Raw genomic sequence first — 18,130 nt, 5'->3', positions numbered from 1 at the left:
TCTACCTAATCCTGTCCACGCACCAATCTTGGCATATCTATCTGATCCTGTCCACGCACCAATCTTGGCATATCTACCTGATCCTGTCCACACACCAATCTTGGCAATTCTGCGATACCTATAATTAGCTCTGCAGCAAACTCATAATCTGCTGTGGACGGTTATTGGCTTGTGACAGCATTGATGTTGCTGCCTGTGATAATACATTGTTGGATGTATATTCTGTCATTTCAGAAGCCATATCTGTGTCCATAATTCTGGACATTGCATCCGTAAGATTCTCTTCACTTACATCCAAACTCTCTCTTGTTGCATCCAAACGGTTCTGATATGCACCAAGCGTGGATCTTGCTGCAGAAATCTTATCAATAGCATCATCCAACACTTTGAGAAGCTCCGTAGCACCTTCCTGTGTACATGCGTTAATCTGATTAACACCTTCTTTATTGCGTAAGAACAGGCTTTGGCAAGATACTTCCTTAAAGTCCATCTCCAACGTCTGATGCTCGTTGGCACCAATCTGAAGCACCATATAGCCGGCATCTTCTACGCGAACAATACCACTATCACCCGCTTTGGCATCCGTAACATCGATCTGCATTTCAAATCCATCATTTCCAATGATCACAATACCGGCACCATTTGCTTTATAGCTAAAACCATCGGCCGGGGTAAACTGTGTTCCCAAGGTGATCTTTGCATCTTTGCCGTAAATAACCGTCTCATCATTGGCACCGGCAGAGCGTACTGAAATCTTCTGGTTTGCACCGGTTGCACGTGTCGTCAGTGTCAGTGATCCATCCGGACCGGAAACATCAATATTCATGGCGTCACACATATCTATAATCTTCTTTCTAACACTGGTATCATCGTACTCATCCGTAATCTCCAAACTATACCCATTAATACTGATCGTAGATGGGATCGTATAGTCAAGCTGTGCTTTTGCAGCTTCCGGCATAGCATCGATCGTGATCTCATAATCATTTCTTGGTACATCCATAGACGCCGAAATTGCATGAATGGATAACGTATTCGTCATTACGGTACGTGATGCGGAACCATCAAGCAGTCCCTTACCATTAAACTGGGTTGTGTCCGCAATACGATCAACCTCGTCCATCAGCTCATCAACCTCATCCTGCACGGCCTTACGGTCTTCCAAAGCAAGCGTACCATTGGCTGCCTGTACACCCAATTCACGGATTCTCTGCAAAATATTCTCAATCTCTGACATCGCACCCTCTGCCGTCTGAATGATCGAATCTCCATCAGCAGAATTGCGGGACGCCTGATCCAACGCACGGATCTGGGTTCGCATCTTATTCGAAATCGCCATACCTGCAGAATCATCTGCTGCTTTGTTAATCTTATAGCCTGTACTTAATCTTTCCAAACTGGCCGAAACTTTATTGTCAACCTTTTTCAAACTGACATTTGTAAGCTGCGCTGAAATATTGTGGTTAATTCTCATTGTAATCCTCCATTCTCTGTTGCTACTACCTCTGAAATATACTGTACCAGCACTTTTGCTGTCTGATACAAAGCTTTTGTATCAACTGCATTATCGTTCTCCGATGCAGCAGAATAATCATTCTGCGCACGAAAATCCATTCCATAAGAGATCGTTTTCACCGGACACACATTCTGCTCCAAAGTTTCCTGCAAGGCTCCTGCCTGCTGCTTCAATTTCTCGTATCCGGCTCTGTCATCACAGAGTACCAGTCCCTTAAGACTGCCCCCGGAAATCTGCATCTCCATAGAAATGCGATACGGCTGCCAAATGGTTACCTGCACCTTGCCCGCCTGTTCTTCATCCTCACGGAATGTAAGATTCATCTGCGTAACGCCGTCTGCCGTTTGAATCGGTACTGCATAACTGCGATTATTTCTAAGTCCCTGCTGTAACCGCATCAAACCACGCGTTGCTCTGATCTCTTGAAATTCACTATATGTAATATCGGCACGCTGCTTTGTTTTCTCAAGAATATTTTCCAAAAAATGATCTATTCCGGCACAATATTCTGCAAGTGCTGCCTCATCTTCCTCACCATCTGCAATGGCTTCCATAACATCCTTTAAACCATCCGTTAGTTCCGTCAAATCACGTCTACGCTCTGTAAACGTCTCTTTCTCGGATGACGCCTCACTTGCAGCCACTCCCTGCGGAACCACATGATCCATGGCAGTCTCCAAAACCGCTGCATCGGCTGTCTCCGATGCCAACTGTCCAACCGCATCCTGCTCCGACTGCGATTCTCTAGCAAGTTCCAGTACTGTATCTAAAGCGGTCTCTCCCTCCAGTAATCTCAGCGCCGCCTGCATATTGCCAACTGTGTCCGGCAGCCCTGCCTCCTCCAAAAATCCATCTGCTTTCTGTGACCGTTTCGCCATATCCCTGAGTTCCCCGGCACGCTCCTCATAATAAGCTGTCATGATCTGATCCGTGATCGTCTGATTACCGGCTGCTGCCTGAATAATATTTTCAGTGTCATCCACAGTATGATCCATCCCCTGTGCATTTCTGGAACGAACCGCCGTCAGCAAATTAGACAGATCCATCTGCTGACCGGATTGAACCACCGCACCAACCGCCGCATGATCTTCTTTCTGCACTTGATGCAACAGACGATAAATTCCAATATAACTTTGTCTTTCTTCCGCAGTAATGCCGTTCGTCTTATCTAATCGCCACAAAAACTTACTGTAACTTTCCTCTTCCTGCGCCGCAGTCATTCCACGATCGGCAAGCATTTCATTCAATTCCGTTACGGTATGTTCTAATGGATTAATACCATCTCGAATCATTCCAAGTACCGTGGCAGGTTTCATCCGGTCGATCAAAGTATTCACTTCTGCATCCCAATCTTTGATCTGCGCAATACTCTCCTCTGTGATTTCCATGCGGTTATAACCAAGAATGCGTACTGCCCTTTCATTCTCCGGTGTGCTCTCCAGCCCCATCTCCTGCAGCATAGTCGGAATACCCGCAAACGCTTTCTTAATACTATCTCCCAGATCCGTGCGCACCTGTGTACCAACCGCCTCATAATCCTGTTGATACTGCCATGCGCTCTTGGTCGCACTGATCGCAGCTCCATGCAGTTCCCGCACCGTCATTAATTCATGCTGGCGCAGACTACTGCCCAAAAGTTCTGCCGGAGCTTCGGCAATCTCACGCACTGCCGTTACGGCATCCTGCATCGCATGAATCTGTGCGTCTTCTGTAACTGCCGCCTCGCCCGTCTGATCCGTCCGATAATAACTCATCTCTATTTCCCGCAAACGACCCACAAGTTCAGCCAAGCTCTCTGTCTCCACAGATATCCCCTGCGCACGCATAGACATCACTGCCGGGATTGTCATTTTTAATCGTATTTCCTCAAGTTGTCGCCAAGCTGTAACCTGCGGCAAAGGCATGACTTCTGCCGTCTCCTGTCCCGACAATTCGCCAGCCATTACGGTTGTTTCCTGTTCAACTTTTCGGTCAGATGTGTTCGCTGCTTCTTGTCCAACTTTACGGTCAGATATATTCATCGCTCCCTGTCCCGTTTTGCGGTCAGATGGCACTCCTGCGCTCTGTCCTACTTCACGGCTAGATGATGTTCCTGCGGTCTGTCCCACTTCATGGTCAGAAGTGCCTTGCTCTGTCTGATGTGCGTCAAGATAATCCTGCAGCACCGGATCTGCCTTTTCTGTTGTTACCTGTTCCACATCCTGCGCCGTGATCTCTTTTACCTGCTGTATCAAATCCCCGGCAAGCCAAATTCCTTTGTCCCCCGGAGCTGTCTGCTCTGCCGGCAATCCCATTGCCATCGTCTGAACGATCTGCTGCAGCGTTATCTCCAAACAAGTACTCTGCTGCATCTGATCTAACATCTCTAATGTCTGCATATTCTCAGCCGTGATCGGTAGTTCATTCGCAAACAGCCACTTTGCCATCGCTTGATCCGAAGCTCCCCCTCGTCCGATCTGCTGCAGGATATGTTCGATCTGTGGTGCATACGCCGCCATATCTTTCTCAGTGATCGATGCGTTGTCAACTGCCGTACTACCGGAATGCATTCCTTGATATACCGCTTCTATCGTCGGCTGGGTTCCATTTTGTATGACGTAAACTTTCGCCGCATCTGTCATTTCATTGATCGACATACTCATCTGCAGCGTTCCCGCTACCTTATCCACAAATTCTTTGGTTGCAGGCAGATTTGCTTCCTGCAGTGCGTCACGGATCTGTGCCTCGCTCTTTTGCGCCAAAAATCCCTGCTGCTGCATTTTTTCCAAATCGTTCGCCAACTGCTCGCGAAGTTCTTTATTTTCTTCCATCCGGTCTGCTTTCCACTCACGCTCCTCACGGATACGCTTAACGGCGCGCTCCAAACTGGATTTTTGGTATTCTTCCAAAGCACTATCCTCATCCTCAAGTGCGGCACAATCCTCTCCGGTCACAACCTTAAGATTGCGACTGGCAGCATTATCATTTTGCACACGATCCGCTGCGATCTCCGTTGCCTGTCTACCCGTATAATTCTCCGAACCGGACTCACGAAGTCCCTGTAGCTGTGGCATCATAAAATCAGTCTGAACGGCTTTACTACGAATCCCCAAATAACCCGCATCAGCAGTTGCCGCATTATTTTTCCCAACGTTATAGTACTTAGAGGATGCTTCCGTCGTTCCGGATCCCGCATCTCCCTGTAACATGATATCATTTATATTCATTAGCTACCTCTCTTTATCAGTGCCGAAAGATCATGAAATCCTTATTAAAGAAATTCAAACCTTTTTGGCACCTGAATCCTATAAAGTAAAAAAAGAGTGCCAAACATGAACTTTGACACTCACATCCTATAAATATATTCGACCAAAAGGGCTAATTTCTTTACCCTATAAATTCAGTCCGTTTAACGTCATGCCCTCTATGAGCTCCCCCTTGTTGAAGCAGCTCGCTCAGACCTTCTTCGCCGTTTCAAACGCTTTCTGATAACTCAATACTTTCTTTATGTAAGAACGACACTGTGATGGTATACCGCCCACACGCCGTACCGTTCCACTTCCGGCATTATACGCCGCCAGCGCTAACTTTACATCTCCGTTATATTCCTTTAACTTGCTGGCGATGCACTTCGCTCCACCCATAATATTTTGCTCCGGGTCAAAGGGATCCTCTACGCCAAGTCCACGCGCCGTATCCGGCATCAACTGCATAACGCCCATTGCCCCCGAACTAGACACATCCCTCTCATTGAAATTAGATTCTGCTTTGGCAATTGCCTTAAGCAAACTTTCGGATACTCCGTATTTTTTGGCTGCTTTCTTAAAATAGCTGTCATAAGGCGTTGTCTTCATAGACGATGCAGATGTCGTTCTCTTAGTGCTTGTACTTCCGGTTGACACCGTACGATTCGTTTTCTGACTCTGACCGGTCGATGTCCCAGACGCAGATGAGGTTGTTCTGGAACTTCCCGTGCGGTCTAACTTTGACGTGTCCGCAGAATAGTCCAGATGTTTCACCGCACTCGTCTTCGTAGACTTCGTGCGTCCCTGTGCTTTCAGCATATCGTCAAAACTGGTAATAGAACTCCTGCGGCCAGCTTCACCCGCATGCGTCTTCAACGGTTTGATCGGCAAAGCCTGCACTTTCCCATCCGTAATATTATTCGCCGTCATATACCTCTCCTTTCTGCAAACATCTCCTGCAATGTCATATCCAACTTCCCCTGTCTCGGATTCGCCACAGACACTTCCGAAAGCGTGACAGCCATCTCTGCTGCAGCTTGATTTACAGCTTTTTCCTCAGGCTCTATTGGCACAATCTGCTGTAATCTCGGCTCTCTGGCATTCGATACCACCGCCCTCACCTTAGCAGGCGACTTCACATTCATCTCGCAAAAATCTATCTTCTTTGGCGACAGTGGCTTCGCATTCGCTCCACAAGTCTCAATCTCTCTCGGTGACAGTGGCTTCGCATTTGCTCCACAAGTCTCAATCTCCCTCGGTGACAGTGGCTTCGCATTCACTCCACAGGTCTCAATCTCTCTCGGTGACAACGGTTTCGCATTCACTCCATAGGTTTCAACCTCACGAACGGCTATCGTTTTCCCCTGTATCACGTTCATTGAATGCACCTCCTCGCCATCGCCTCATTTTGCTTTTTATTTTAACAACTTGTCCGATTTAAATCAATACTTTCCCGCTTCATCCAATAATGCTGTAAGAGGAGATAGACAATGACACATATTTCTCACAATTCCATTGGTGATTCGATCAGTTCCTCACATTTTTAGCCGGTTCCATGTTCACCCTGCGTCCCTTGATCTTACTGTGATTCATTGCTTCTAGTACAGCGGCCGCATATTCCTGCGGAACCTCTACAAACGAAAAATTATCGTACATATCGATTGTTCCTACGAGAGCACCTTCCATTCCGCTCTCCCCGGCAACCGCACCCAAAATGTCACCAATGCGTACACGATCTTTTTTGCCGATATTCATAAACATACGCACCATACCCGGCTCTGCACCGGTATCTCCAAACTCTTCTTTGGGAAGCGTCTGTGTGCTTGTCTCTCCTAACTGCATTGCCAGCAAAGCTGCTGCCATTTCCGTTGCCGAATAATCACTGCCATCCAAATATTCCTCTAACAGATCCATCATTCTGCCTAAACCATCTGTAGCGATCAACTCTCCTGCCTGCTCCAACAGTTTCTCCACTTTAATGGCAGCCACATCATTCACCGAAGGGATCGGCTGTCTGCGGATCTTTGTCTTGCAATATCTCTGAATATCTTTTAGCTTGTATATTTCCTTGCCAACGACCAGCGTAAATGCTCTTCCTTCACGTCCGGCACGTCCCGTTCTTCCGATACGATGCACATAGTACTCATCGTCCTGTGGAACATCATAATTAAAAACCGCTTCCACATCATCAACGTCAATACCACGCGCCGCCACGTCTGTGGCAACCAAAATATCGGTACGTCCATTGCGAAAGCCATTCATCACGCGGTCTCTCTGGCTCTGTTTCATATCACCATGCAGTCCCTCTGCAAAATATCCTCTACCCTTTAAGTCTGCAACTAACTCATCCACTTTTCGCTTCGTATTGCAAAAAACCAACGACAAACTCGGATCATACATGTCCAATAATCGGGATAGCACTTCATTCTTTTTGCGCGGATTAACTTCATAATAATACTGTTCGATTTTTGGGACAGTAAGTTCTTTCTGAATCACTTTCACAATCTCCGGTTCATGCAGATAACGCTTTGCAATTTCCAAGATTGGCTTTGGCATTGTTGCCGAAAAAAGCATTGTTTGACGCTCCTCTGGCAGTTGTCCCAAAATAGTTTCTATATCCTCTCGAAATCCCATATTTAACATTTCATCCGCTTCATCCAAAACCACAATATCTACCGTTTGTGGTTTTAATGTATGACGGCGCAAATGATCCATCACTCGTCCCGGTGTACCAATCACGATCTGTACACCACCTTTTAAGGAACGGATCTGTTTGCTGATCTCCTGTCCTCCGTATATCGGAAGCACTTTGATCCCATGCAAAAACTTTGCTAATTTGCGAATTTCATTGGCGGACTGAATTGCAAGTTCTCGCGTTGGGCACAAGACGATTGCCTGCAGAGTTTTGTCTTTCGGATTAATTCGCTGCAACATCGGTATTCCAAACGAAGCCGTCTTACCCGTTCCGGTACGCGCTTGTCCGATCATGTCCTTTCCCTCTACCGCAATCGGTATCGACTGCGCCTGAATCGGACTTGGCTGCTCAAAACCCATTTCCGCAATTGCACGCATTATTCTTGTATCCAAACACATTTCTTCAAACGTCATTTATATCTCCATTTCTAATCTGCTTTATTTTGCAGCACAGATTCCCTGCAAAATCTTTCGCTGTATTAATGCAACTTTCCTATTATAGCAGATTCTCGGAGCATGAGCAACATCGGCAATTGAACCGCATCGTATCCTAAACAAGATACTTTATCGATGAATAACTTCCGATAAAGGCAAGACAGTGCAAAACACTTAAATAATCTATTTACCCATTATTAATACACCACTTTCTGATTTCTGTAAACCTCTCCACATTTCGGGCAAAGCACAACCCCCTTTTCACTGACTTTATGCCTCTCTCTAAAAGTGAGTTTATGCCCACAAAATCTGCATCTTTTTACCCGTTGATTCTTTGGCTGAATAATTCTGTTTGCAATATCTCTATTTATCATATGAAGCCTCCTCGTATAAATATCTTACGCTGTTATTTTTACTCTTATCCGTAAAAACAACCTTGTTCTTAACTGTATAAATCCGTCCCTTAAATTACTTGAAATCAGTATACCATATACACAGAATTTTATCAAAAAAAGGACTGTCTATCCACGAAATAACAGTGCGAATAGAACAGTCCTTTTATACTTTATGCTTCTTTCAAAAGCCACATATTTATGCGTACTTTCGTACTTCATCGTGAGCACAGATCATACATACTATTTACTGTTTCAAACTTCCCATACCTCATTATCTCACACAACCACATATTACTTATTATGCCAGTAAAATTATGTCTATTTTGCAGCCGATAAAGTAAATTATCCTGCCATCAAACAAACTAAGACAATTGCAGCAGAACGCAGAGTTTTTACGTGATTTCTTATTTTGTTAAGTCTCTGATGAATACATGCCTAGAGGAATGTCTGAGATGTCCCGGTTTAGCAAGGTATCATCAATTTTTGGACGGGACGCTTTCGCTACGTTGCGCTACGTTACGTTACTTAATGTCTCTGAAGTACGAGACATAAGTAACGACGAGCGCAAAGTCCCTTTCAAAAATGATGAATACCTTGCTTCCGGGACTTCGAGTTTCCGAAAGGCATGTAAATCAATCATCAGAGACAACAAAATCTAGAAATCACCGTGAAAACTAATTGCGGCAAAGCAATTGCTATAGTTTCTTGATGGCAGGACTCACTATATAGTGACTGCAAAATATAATTAGACCATCAACATAATAAGCAATATGTGGTTCGGTCAATAACTTCCGGTATGGGAAGTTTTAGTTACTGTATATACAATGCGTCATCTTTAACATCCAGCACGATCTCCTCGCCCATATGCACATCGCCACGAAGAATCTTTTTGGCTAACAGTGTCTCTACATTCTTCTGCAAGTACCGTTTCAACGGACGTGCACCAAAGGATGGATCATATGCCTGCTCTGTAACAAACGCTTTGGCAGCATCTGTCAAAGATACATGCAATTCTTTTTCTGCTAAACGTTCATTCAGCTCTGCAAGCAAGATATCGATAATACCGGTAATATCCTGCGGACGAAGCGGCTTAAAGAGGATCGTTTCATCCAAACGATTCAAAAATTCCGGACGGAAAGAAGCGTGCAGTTGATCCAGTACCGCTTTACGTGCTTCTTCGCTGATCTCTCCATTTTCATCAATGCCTTCCAACAAATATGAGGAACCAATGTTAGAAGTTAATATTAATATTGTATTTTTGAAATCAACGGTACGACCCTGTGAATCGGTAATTCGGCCATCGTCCAACACTTGCAATAATACATTAAACACATCCGGATGTGCTTTTTCAATCTCATCAAACAGTACTACAGAATACGGTTTACGGCGTACTGCTTCGGTGAGCTGTCCACCTTCTTCATATCCAACATATCCCGGAGGCGCTCCGATCAGACGAGCCACGGAATGTTTCTCCATATATTCACTCATGTCGATACGAACCATATTCGTCTCGTCGTCAAACAAATATGCCGCCAAGCTCTTAGCAAGTTCCGTTTTACCAACACCTGTCGGTCCTAAGAACAAGAAAGAACCAATTGGTTTCGTAGGATCTTTGATACCTGCCTTAGAACGTAAGATTGCTTCTGCAACCAAACGGACGCCCTCTTCCTGTCCAATGACACGTTTGTGCAGTTCATCCTCCAAATGCAGTGTTTTTTCACGTTCGCCTTCCGTAAGTTTGGCGATCGGAATTCCTGTCCAGCGAGAAATAATTTTGGCAATCTCTTCCTCGGTAACACATTCCTGCACCAAAGTACGATCTTCTGCTTTTGCCTTTTCTTCTGCTGCCTCAAGCTGTCGCTCTAACTCCGGCAATTGTCCATACTGGATCTCTGCAGCACGGTTCAGATCATAGTTGCGCTTTGCCGTTTCAATCTCTGTACGAAGCGCATCTCTCTGCTCTTTCAACTTATTTACCGTATCGACAGATGCCTTTTCGCTATCCCACTTTGCTTTCTTGGCATTGAAATCATCACGAAGTTCTGCCATTTCTTTTTGCAGTTCTTCCAAACGTTCCACGGACAAATGATCTGTCTCTTTCTTAAGTGCTGCCTCCTCAATTTCCATCTGCATAATACGTCTGCGCTCTTCATCGAGTTCTGCCGGCATACTATTTAACTCTGTCTTGATCATGGCACAGGCCTCATCGATCAAGTCGATCGCCTTATCTGGCAGGAAACGATCCGAAATATATCGGTTGGACAACGTTGCGGCTGCCACCAGCGAAGAATCCGTAATCTTGACACCATGGAATACTTCATAGCGTTCTTTCAGACCACGCAGTATTGAAATAGTATCTTCCACTGTTGGTTCATTGACCATAACCGGCTGGAAACGACGTTCCAATGCCGGATCCTTTTCAATATACATACGATACTCATCCAATGTCGTAGCACCAATACAATGCAATTCACCTCTGGCAAGCATTGGTTTGAGCATATTGCCGGCGTCCATAGCGCCATCGGTCTTGCCGGCACCGACAATCGTATGCAGCTCATCAATAAACAGAATGATCTGTCCTTCACTCTTCTTCACTTCTTCAAGAACCGCTTTCAAACGCTCCTCAAATTCGCCACGGTATTTCGCACCCGCTACCAAAGCACCCATATCCAACGCAAAGATCTTCTTGTCTTTGAGTCCTTCCGGCACATCTCCTCGAACAATACGCTGTGCCAAGCCCTCAACAGCGGCAGTCTTACCAACACCGGGTTCACCGATCAAGACCGGATTATTTTTCGTCTTACGTGAAAGAATACGCACAACATTACGAATTTCCGCATCTCGTCCGATCACCGGATCCAGCTTGCCATCTTTAGCACGTTCTACCAGATCTGTACCATATTTTTCCAACGTGTCATACGTTGCTTCCGGATTGTCACTGGTAACCCTCTGATTACCGCGCACCTCGGAAAGCACCTGCAAAAATCGCTCTCGATCAATCTGACACTGCTTAAACAACTGCTTGATCTCTTTGCTCGGATGCGCTAACACACTCAAAAACAGATGCTCTACGGAAACATATTCATCTCCCATCCGTTTTGCTTCATCTTCCGCATAAATCAATGCTTCATTTAAATATTTGTCAATCCGAAGATCGCCGCCGACAACCTTTGGACGTTTTTGTAAAAGTCCTTCTATCTGCGCCTGAAATGCTTCCGGTGCAATTCCCATTTTCTCGATCAGTTTGCGGATCAAGCTATCATCTACTGTCATCATAGCGGATAGCATATGCTCCTGACCGATTTCCTGGTGACCATGATCCATGGCGATTTTCTCACAGCCTTGTACTACTTCCTGTGATTTTTGTGTAAATTTACTGATATTCATACAATCACCAATCCTTTCTGTCTCAAACAAATCCATATGCCTACATAGCCTGCTAATGCTGAACTATGTAGTACACTATCTGACTATTTTGGTCCCTCTGATGATTGTTATATCACTTTTATTAGCACTCGTCAAGAGTGAGTGCTAATATTTTATCATTTTCTTTTTGACATGTCCTGCAAGCATACAAAATACATAGATCACAACCGCTATCAGCACGATCTTACCAATTGGCCATACATAAAGTACACCACCGGATCTTGATGCCAGACCGCCATTCGCATTGATCTCTCAATCATTGTTATAACATATCATAACATATTGTCCTATTTTGTTTCAATGAATGTTGTTCTCTACAAGCACTCCCTTTCCCCATAACATGCAAGAACCGACATATATGTAGGAATTATTCAGAAATGCATTATACATTTTCATTATCCTACTACTTATGTCGGTTCCTTAATATAAAAGGTTATTTTGAAAGCATAATCTACGAAGTCTCCGTAATTACATACGAAAACTTTCTCTTGTTACCGATAACTTCTAAGCAAAAAGTTTACCAATCCGTTTTGCCATACTTTTGCTTCATGTGTACCGTTCGGATACATATACCAAATATGATCCACCTTGTTCTCTTCCAATGTTTTATGATAGTTATAAGGATTATCTCCTATTGTTGTGTCTGCTGTCCCGCTACAAAGGAGTACAGTTTCCGGCACATTTTTCCAGCCATTCGTATTTAATAAACTTTGATCCAATGTCGGTGCCGCTGAAAAAGATCCAATATAATTAAAATGATCTTTAATGGCAAATCCTAAATGTAATGCCTCCATGCCTCCCATAGACAGACCACATACTCCGGTATCTTTTCTGTCGGATGACACGGCAAAATTTTCAAGAATATATGGCTCTAGATCCTGTAAAAATTCCTGTTCAAACATGGTGAATGCGCCAATATTCTCTGGTCCCAGCGTATTTGACGACACGCCATCTTTTGGAACAACACTTGGTATAACAGCTACAAATGGTGCAACCTCACCTCTGCAAATCATATTGCTTAATATATTTTTTAAGGACATGCCAACCCACTGTCCTCTCTCACAGCCAATTCCGTGAATCATGTATAATACCGGATATTTTTTGCTGCTATCGTACTGTGGTGGCAAATACACATATGCTTCGCGTTCTGCTCCAACAACTTTGGATGGATACGTAATGCTTTCAATCGTTCCAAACACCGTTCCTTCCTGTTTCTTTGTATAGTGTTTCATATTTAATGCAAAATATTTATTATAATCTTCTTCTGATCCGCTGACCTTCCCGGTCTGCCACCCCTCATCCGGAACAGGTGTCGGCTTCACTGTCGGTAATGGTATCGGTGTTGGCGTTGGCTTAACCGTTGCTGTTGGTACAATCGTCGGCTTTTGAGACGCTACCGGTACTTTTGATGCAATTGGACGCATTGTATAAGTCGGTTTCTTAGTACTCTTTATTTTTGCTCTCTTTTTGTTCGGCTTAACCGTTACTCTGCAAGTATATTTTTTCTTTCCGATACGTGCAACAATCTTTGCTGATCCCTTTTTCTTCGCTGTAACAATCCCTTTTTTATTAACAATAGCAACTTTTTTATTTTTACTGATCCATTTCACTTTCTTTTTTGTATTTTTTACTTTTAGTGCTCGTTTTTGACCAATCGCGAGTGTCATTTTCTTATGATTGATCGTTATTTTTTTCGCTTTTGCAGCCACATGCCCAGAGGCTCCGACAAGCAATAATGTGGCGGTTATAGCAATTGCTGTCACTTGTAAACTTCTTTTATTATTTTTCAGCATTTTCATTCCCTCCTTTAATCGTAATTGACTTATTGCTCTTCCTATGTTACCATTTTCGCAACTGGTATTCCATGATTTATAGCGACGCAAGCATATATAATAGCGACTTTTAAGGAGTAGTTTATGAAACAAACATATTTTATAACCAATTTACAATCTCTTCCACACGTCACATTGTCCGGATCAGTTTCTGTTCCTGCTCCTAACAAGCATTTTCGCCGCACCCCCTCTGACTGGATTCTATATTTCATCACAAATGGCAGTATGCTTTTGCAGGAAGAAGATACTATTTACCACTTAAGTGCCGGACAGACCCTGCTATTATGTCCTGATAAATGCCACTTTGGTGTCCAAAGTAATTCTCCGGTAAGTTATTACTATATTCATTTTCAATGGAACCCACAAAAAGAACTGTTGCTGTCCGAAGAAGAAGTTTATCACCAATTTCTTTCAATGCATAGTGAACTTAATGCTTCCCCATTACAGTACAAACCATGCGAACAAATACTTATTCCAAAGAATGCAACACTTTCAGGAGCTTCTTATTATGAAGTTCTTAATGAAATTATATCTGCCACAAACAATGCAGTACCGGGTAGCCCTTATCATCAAAGCATGATAAATTGCAATTTTGCAATGCTGCTGTTAAAAATATGTCGTGCACATATTAATGCGTTATTTCCACCAAATAACATTGGCACATTTTCCGCGCTCCCATTACTTTCTTATCTGAAAAGTAATTACAAAACAAAAATCACAAGTGTCCTTTTAGAAAAACAATTTCATCATAATTTTGATTACATGAACCGTAAATTTAAGGAAGTAACTGGTGAGACTATTTTTGCTTTTCTTGAAAAATACCGCATTGAGCAGGCCAAAATCTTACTATCCAGCAAACAGTTTACTGTAACGCAGATTGCTGATCAATTGGGTTTTTGTAATGGTTTTTATTTTAGTAAAGTTTTCAAAAAAAACGAGGGTATATCACCACGCGAATATCAAGCCAACCTAAATAATCTTCAATAAAAAAGCAAAGCCAGCGCTTTGCTTTGCAAGAATTGCTAAAGCAATTCTTGGCGATGTCACGCTACATAACAGCAATTTCCTATCAAATAAAAAAGCAAAGCCAGCGCTTTGCTTTTGTTTCCCCCTATGTTACGAGCATTTTCCTATCAATTAAAAAGAGGCTACGATACCTCTTTTTCTGCTTTCCTTAATATTGAAAACAGTTGCAAGAGTTCTCGGAGCCTCTAATGTAAGGGCTTCCTTTATCTGTAACAATTATATCATAATAATTGCGCACGATTTCTGCGCATAATGGAGTTTCGGAGAAACTCCCAAGATGAGCACTATGTGCTCATTATATCATAATAATTGCACACTGTGCTCATTATTTTATCACGATATCTGTGATCGCTGGTACGTTGCTGCCTCCACCAACACCACAATTTAATGTGATTGTTTTACCATTTGCCCAATTGCCATCCCAGCCTGGATTGCTTACGCGGTAACGGTTATTGCCAAGGCTCTCACAAGTACCGCTCCACATAGAAGTAATCTCGCGGTCTAAGGTAAACTCTACCGTCCATCCATCGGTATAGCTGACACCTGTATTGTTGGTAAGTGTAATCTGTGCAATTCCGCCACTGCCCCAATTACTGGTAAGTTTTACCGAGCCTGTTACTTTGCTGTCCCCGGAAGGCTCTGTGGTTGGTGCTACTGTCGGTGCCACTGTCGGTGCTACTGTCGGTGTAGCTGTCGGTGCTACTGTCGGTGCTACTGTTGGTGCTACCGTCGGTGTTGCTGTCGGTGCTACTGTTGGCGTTACGGTTGGCTGTGGAGTCTCTCCACCTACTTTAGAAAGTGTAAGACTTACGATCTTGCCACCGTTCCAAGCAGACAAGCACAAATAGGTAACCTTTGATGTGCTCTTAATGTTCATGGTTGCCTTTAATTCTTTGACTGTATATGTCTTCGTTACTTTATCCGTTGCATTACTTGCCGCAGAATAATTATCACCACTCTGCCATACATTGTCTACAGATGCACCCCATCCTAAAATACCCCAGTTACCATGGGAAGGATCTGTACAAGTATAAACTACAGTAACAATATCATCGTCAGATGCATTTAACAACCACTGTGGATCGTTCGTTGCATACGTAGACTCTAAGTTAGATACAATCTCCGTCGTATCTGAAATAACCGGTGACTGTGTCGGAGCTGCGGTTGGTGCTACTGTCGGAGCCTTCGTCGGTGCTACCGTTGGTGCCTTTGTTGGCGCTACCGTTGGTGCCTTTGTTGGCGCTACTGTTGGTGCCTTTGTTGGTGCCACTGTTGGTGCCTTTGTTGGCGCTACTGTTGGTGCCTTTGTTGGCGCTACCGTTGGTGCCTTTGTTGGTGCCACTGTTGGTGCTACTGTTGGCTGAACATCACTGCCACCATTAATACCGGACACCTCAAAGTTCATGGTTACCTTATTCGTCGTCTGGTAATTTACATTATTGAAATATGCCTTGTAATTTGCATTTTCCACAGTTACGTTGTTTACATGTGTATTCGCCCACACATTAATAAATGAGAAATTAAAGACTGGACAGATCAATCCATCATCTGATGCTTTCTGTGAAACATCATACGTAAATTTTCCATTTTTCATGGTATATTTCTGTCCGTTAATTTCAAATGATGTTACTTTCAAAGTTGCTTTGTCAAATACAGATGCCTCATCATCAGCAACATTGATATCTTTGATATACAAAGAACCAATATTCTGCAACTGACTCTTAGTCGCATCTAAGGACAAGGAGAATTTTCCTCCTTCTGAATAAATATCAACATATTCATCACTGATGACTGACTGCCAGCTTGCTGTCTCTAATAAATATAATTTCGCACGTACATAGTTGGCCTGTGGTACCGTCACCTTACAGGTTGCTTTGTATCCTAATGGAACAGATGCAGTGATCGTACAAGTTCCTGCTCCTACTGCACTTACCTGACCTTTGGAATTAACGGTAGCTACTGACTCATCACTGGAGCTCCAAAGAACTTTATCCTTGCTGTCCGATGGTGTTAATGCTGCTGTAAGCTGCTGTTTTTCATCACCAATGTGAATTGTCAACTCGCTCTTGTTTAACTGAATGCCTGTTGCCGTTGCGGACTCATTACCACCATACACTTCCATCATAGCGTCCATCAATTCCTGATGAACAACCTTGTTGGAATAACGGTCAATGATCGCAAAACCATAGTCTCCGTTGTATCCATTGTCCCAAGCTACCGGGATCAATCCATACTGCTTTGCATAATAGCAGACTTTCTGATAATACTCTGCACGGCAAACTTTATTCTGGCTATCATAACTTGCTTTATTGATGGCACCAAATTCACCGATCACCACAGGATAGCCCTGTGAAACGAATTTGCTAGACATCTTTTTGAACTGAGATGCCATATAGGACTCATCACCCCAGCTTGCTCTCTTCGAATAATCCGTAATACTGTCTCCCCACTGTGTGGTTGCACCGGACTCTGTTCCACAGAAATCCCATGGATCATAATAATGTACAGAGATCATAATTCTTTTTTCGCCTGATGCAATCTTAGAAGACAGATAATTATCGGTAGGAAGTGCAAATCCGTAATCCTCCGCCGTGTAATCAATATTGGTATTCCATCCCGGAATCAATAACCATCTCTGATCATTGTTTCCACCGGTTTTTCTTACGGTGTCCACAAAAATCTGATTGTAGGCATTTATATTTGCATAAGCCGTTCTGCTAGGTGTTCCATAAGTTCCATCAAATTCTTCATTCATAGACTCAAAGATCAGATGCTCATCATAGTTTTTGAAACGATCTGCAATCTGCTCCCAGCACGCTTTATATTTTGCTTTAATCTTGGTCTGATCAGAACTGCCGCATAATAACCAGCCACCTGTTACTGTCGTATAACCGTCTCCATGCATGTTGACAATTGCATACATATCATTGTCAACGCAATAATCAACAACCTGCTGTACACGATCTAACCAAGAAGAGTCGATCTTGTATCCATTGTTGTCGTCAATCATGCTAAGATAAGATACCGGAATACGGATAGATTTAAATCCTGCGTCTTTGGCTGCCAAAACTAAGTCTTCTGTTAATTTTGGATTGCCATATGCTGTTTCATTCGGTGTTCCGGAACTTGCAGCCTCCAATGAGTTACCAAGGTTGTAACCTACACCCATCGCCTCTGTAATCTGCGATTGATTAAGGTTGTTAAATGTTGTGCCGGCGGCTTCCGCCGTTTTGGCTGTCGTTGTTGGAATTGACAGCGAAGTTGCTACCATTGCCATACTCATGACAATAGCAAGTGCTTTTTTACGAAAAGCCATAATCCTTCTCCTTCCCGGCAGATTGAGAAACTTGTACGTTTTTTATGACAAAATAACACAAATCATCACCAAAAAATATGAATAGAAATCCATAAGAAATACCGATACTTTCCCAATATTTATACCGATAAATCCCAAAAAATCCACATATTTTTGATATTAATTCATGAAAAAAGAAGCAAACACATTAACGATATCCGTCACCATCACGTACAATAAAAAGACATCCTTTGTCCCCACAAAAAATGTCTTTCTACATCCCAATC

At 43.4% G+C, this 18,130-nt stretch carries 10 protein-coding genes; 1 reads left to right on the top strand and 9 read right to left on the bottom strand.

All coding sequences use genetic code 11. The annotated features are described in order from the left end of the window. Window positions 1-124: 124 nt before the first annotated feature. The 8 genes from ACSAJE_RS12080 to ACSAJE_RS12045 form a co-directional block, all read right to left on the bottom strand. Entirely contained in the window at window positions 125-1,474 is a 1,350-nt protein-coding gene (locus ACSAJE_RS12080; RefSeq protein WP_118507146.1) for a flagellin N-terminal helical domain-containing protein, read from the bottom strand. After that, window positions 1,471-4,722: a DUF6240 domain-containing protein gene (locus tag ACSAJE_RS12075; protein WP_458009209.1), complete on the bottom strand. Its 3,252-nt coding sequence runs from the start codon at window positions 4,720-4,722 to the stop codon at window positions 1,471-1,473. The genes ACSAJE_RS12080 and ACSAJE_RS12075 overlap by 4 nt, the downstream gene beginning before the upstream one ends. A gap of 228 nt (window positions 4,723-4,950) precedes the next feature. Next, complete coding sequence (locus ACSAJE_RS12070) at window positions 4,951-5,670, bottom strand: lytic transglycosylase domain-containing protein (protein WP_458009208.1); 720 nt, start codon at window positions 5,668-5,670, stop codon at window positions 4,951-4,953. Continuing rightward, complete coding sequence (locus ACSAJE_RS12065) at window positions 5,667-6,119, bottom strand: hypothetical protein (RefSeq protein ID WP_458009207.1); 453 nt, start codon at window positions 6,117-6,119, stop codon at window positions 5,667-5,669. Before ACSAJE_RS12065 ends, ACSAJE_RS12070 begins: the two co-directional genes overlap by 4 nt. Before the next feature lie 148 nt (window positions 6,120-6,267). Next, the gene (locus tag ACSAJE_RS12060) at window positions 6,268-7,848 is read right to left on the bottom strand and encodes a DEAD/DEAH box helicase (RefSeq protein ID WP_458009206.1); all 1,581 of its coding nucleotides are present in this window, start codon (window positions 7,846-7,848) and stop codon (window positions 6,268-6,270) included. A gap of 218 nt (window positions 7,849-8,066) precedes the next feature. Continuing rightward, complete coding sequence (locus ACSAJE_RS12055) at window positions 8,067-8,243, bottom strand: hypothetical protein (RefSeq protein ID WP_458009205.1); 177 nt, start codon at window positions 8,241-8,243, stop codon at window positions 8,067-8,069. 831 nt (window positions 8,244-9,074) lie between these two features. Next, complete coding sequence (gene clpB, locus ACSAJE_RS12050) at window positions 9,075-11,651, bottom strand: ATP-dependent chaperone ClpB (RefSeq protein WP_458010076.1); 2,577 nt, start codon at window positions 11,649-11,651, stop codon at window positions 9,075-9,077. A gap of 530 nt (window positions 11,652-12,181) precedes the next feature. Continuing rightward, window positions 12,182-13,483 carry an alpha/beta hydrolase-fold protein gene (locus ACSAJE_RS12045; protein ID WP_458009204.1) on the bottom strand — a complete coding sequence of 434 codons (1,302 nt, stop codon included), beginning with the start codon at window positions 13,481-13,483 and terminating at the stop codon, window positions 12,182-12,184. A 123-nt stretch (window positions 13,484-13,606) separates the two neighbouring features. On the opposite strand from ACSAJE_RS12045, the gene ACSAJE_RS12040 reads away from it, so the two are divergent. Further along, the gene (locus ACSAJE_RS12040) at window positions 13,607-14,509 is read left to right on the top strand and encodes an AraC family transcriptional regulator (RefSeq protein ID WP_022025655.1); all 903 of its coding nucleotides are present in this window, start codon (window positions 13,607-13,609) and stop codon (window positions 14,507-14,509) included. 364 nt (window positions 14,510-14,873) lie between these two features. On the opposite strand, the gene ACSAJE_RS12035 is transcribed toward ACSAJE_RS12040, so the two are convergent. Next, window positions 14,874-17,864, bottom strand: a complete 2,991-nt coding sequence (locus tag ACSAJE_RS12035) for a cellulase family glycosylhydrolase (RefSeq protein WP_458009203.1) — start codon at window positions 17,862-17,864, stop codon at window positions 14,874-14,876. Between the last annotated feature and the right edge of the window lie 266 nt (window positions 17,865-18,130).

It is taken from the genome of Jutongia sp. SJQ-6, from assembly GCF_054161275.1.
Note: the sequence above shows the minus strand (reverse complement) of the source record. Positions and strands in the feature narration are given on the sequence as shown.

What these genes read in the sequence shown, in the direction of transcription:
- ACSAJE_RS12075 (WP_458009209.1), bottom strand. Translation starts at nt 4,722, where the DNA reads ATGAATATAAATGATATCATGTTACAGGGAGATGCGGGATCCGGAACG.
- ACSAJE_RS12065 (WP_458009207.1), bottom strand. Translation starts at nt 6,119, where the DNA reads ATGAACGTGATACAGGGGAAAACGATAGCCGTTCGTGAGGTTGAAACC.
- clpB (WP_458010076.1), bottom strand. Translation starts at nt 11,651, where the DNA reads ATGAATATCAGTAAATTTACACAAAAATCACAGGAAGTAGTACAAGGC.
- ACSAJE_RS12035 (WP_458009203.1), bottom strand. Translation starts at nt 17,864, where the DNA reads ATGGCTTTTCGTAAAAAAGCACTTGCTATTGTCATGAGTATGGCAATG.
- ACSAJE_RS12060 (WP_458009206.1), bottom strand. Translation starts at nt 7,848, where the DNA reads ATGACGTTTGAAGAAATGTGTTTGGATACAAGAATAATGCGTGCAATT.
- ACSAJE_RS12070 (WP_458009208.1), bottom strand. Translation starts at nt 5,670, where the DNA reads ATGACGGCGAATAATATTACGGATGGGAAAGTGCAGGCTTTGCCGATC.
- ACSAJE_RS12045 (WP_458009204.1), bottom strand. Translation starts at nt 13,483, where the DNA reads ATGCTGAAAAATAATAAAAGAAGTTTACAAGTGACAGCAATTGCTATA.
- ACSAJE_RS12055 (WP_458009205.1), bottom strand. Translation starts at nt 8,243, where the DNA reads ATGATAAATAGAGATATTGCAAACAGAATTATTCAGCCAAAGAATCAA.
- ACSAJE_RS12040 (WP_022025655.1), top strand. Translation starts at nt 13,607, where the DNA reads ATGAAACAAACATATTTTATAACCAATTTACAATCTCTTCCACACGTC.
- ACSAJE_RS12080 (WP_118507146.1), bottom strand. Translation starts at nt 1,474, where the DNA reads ATGAGAATTAACCACAATATTTCAGCGCAGCTTACAAATGTCAGTTTG.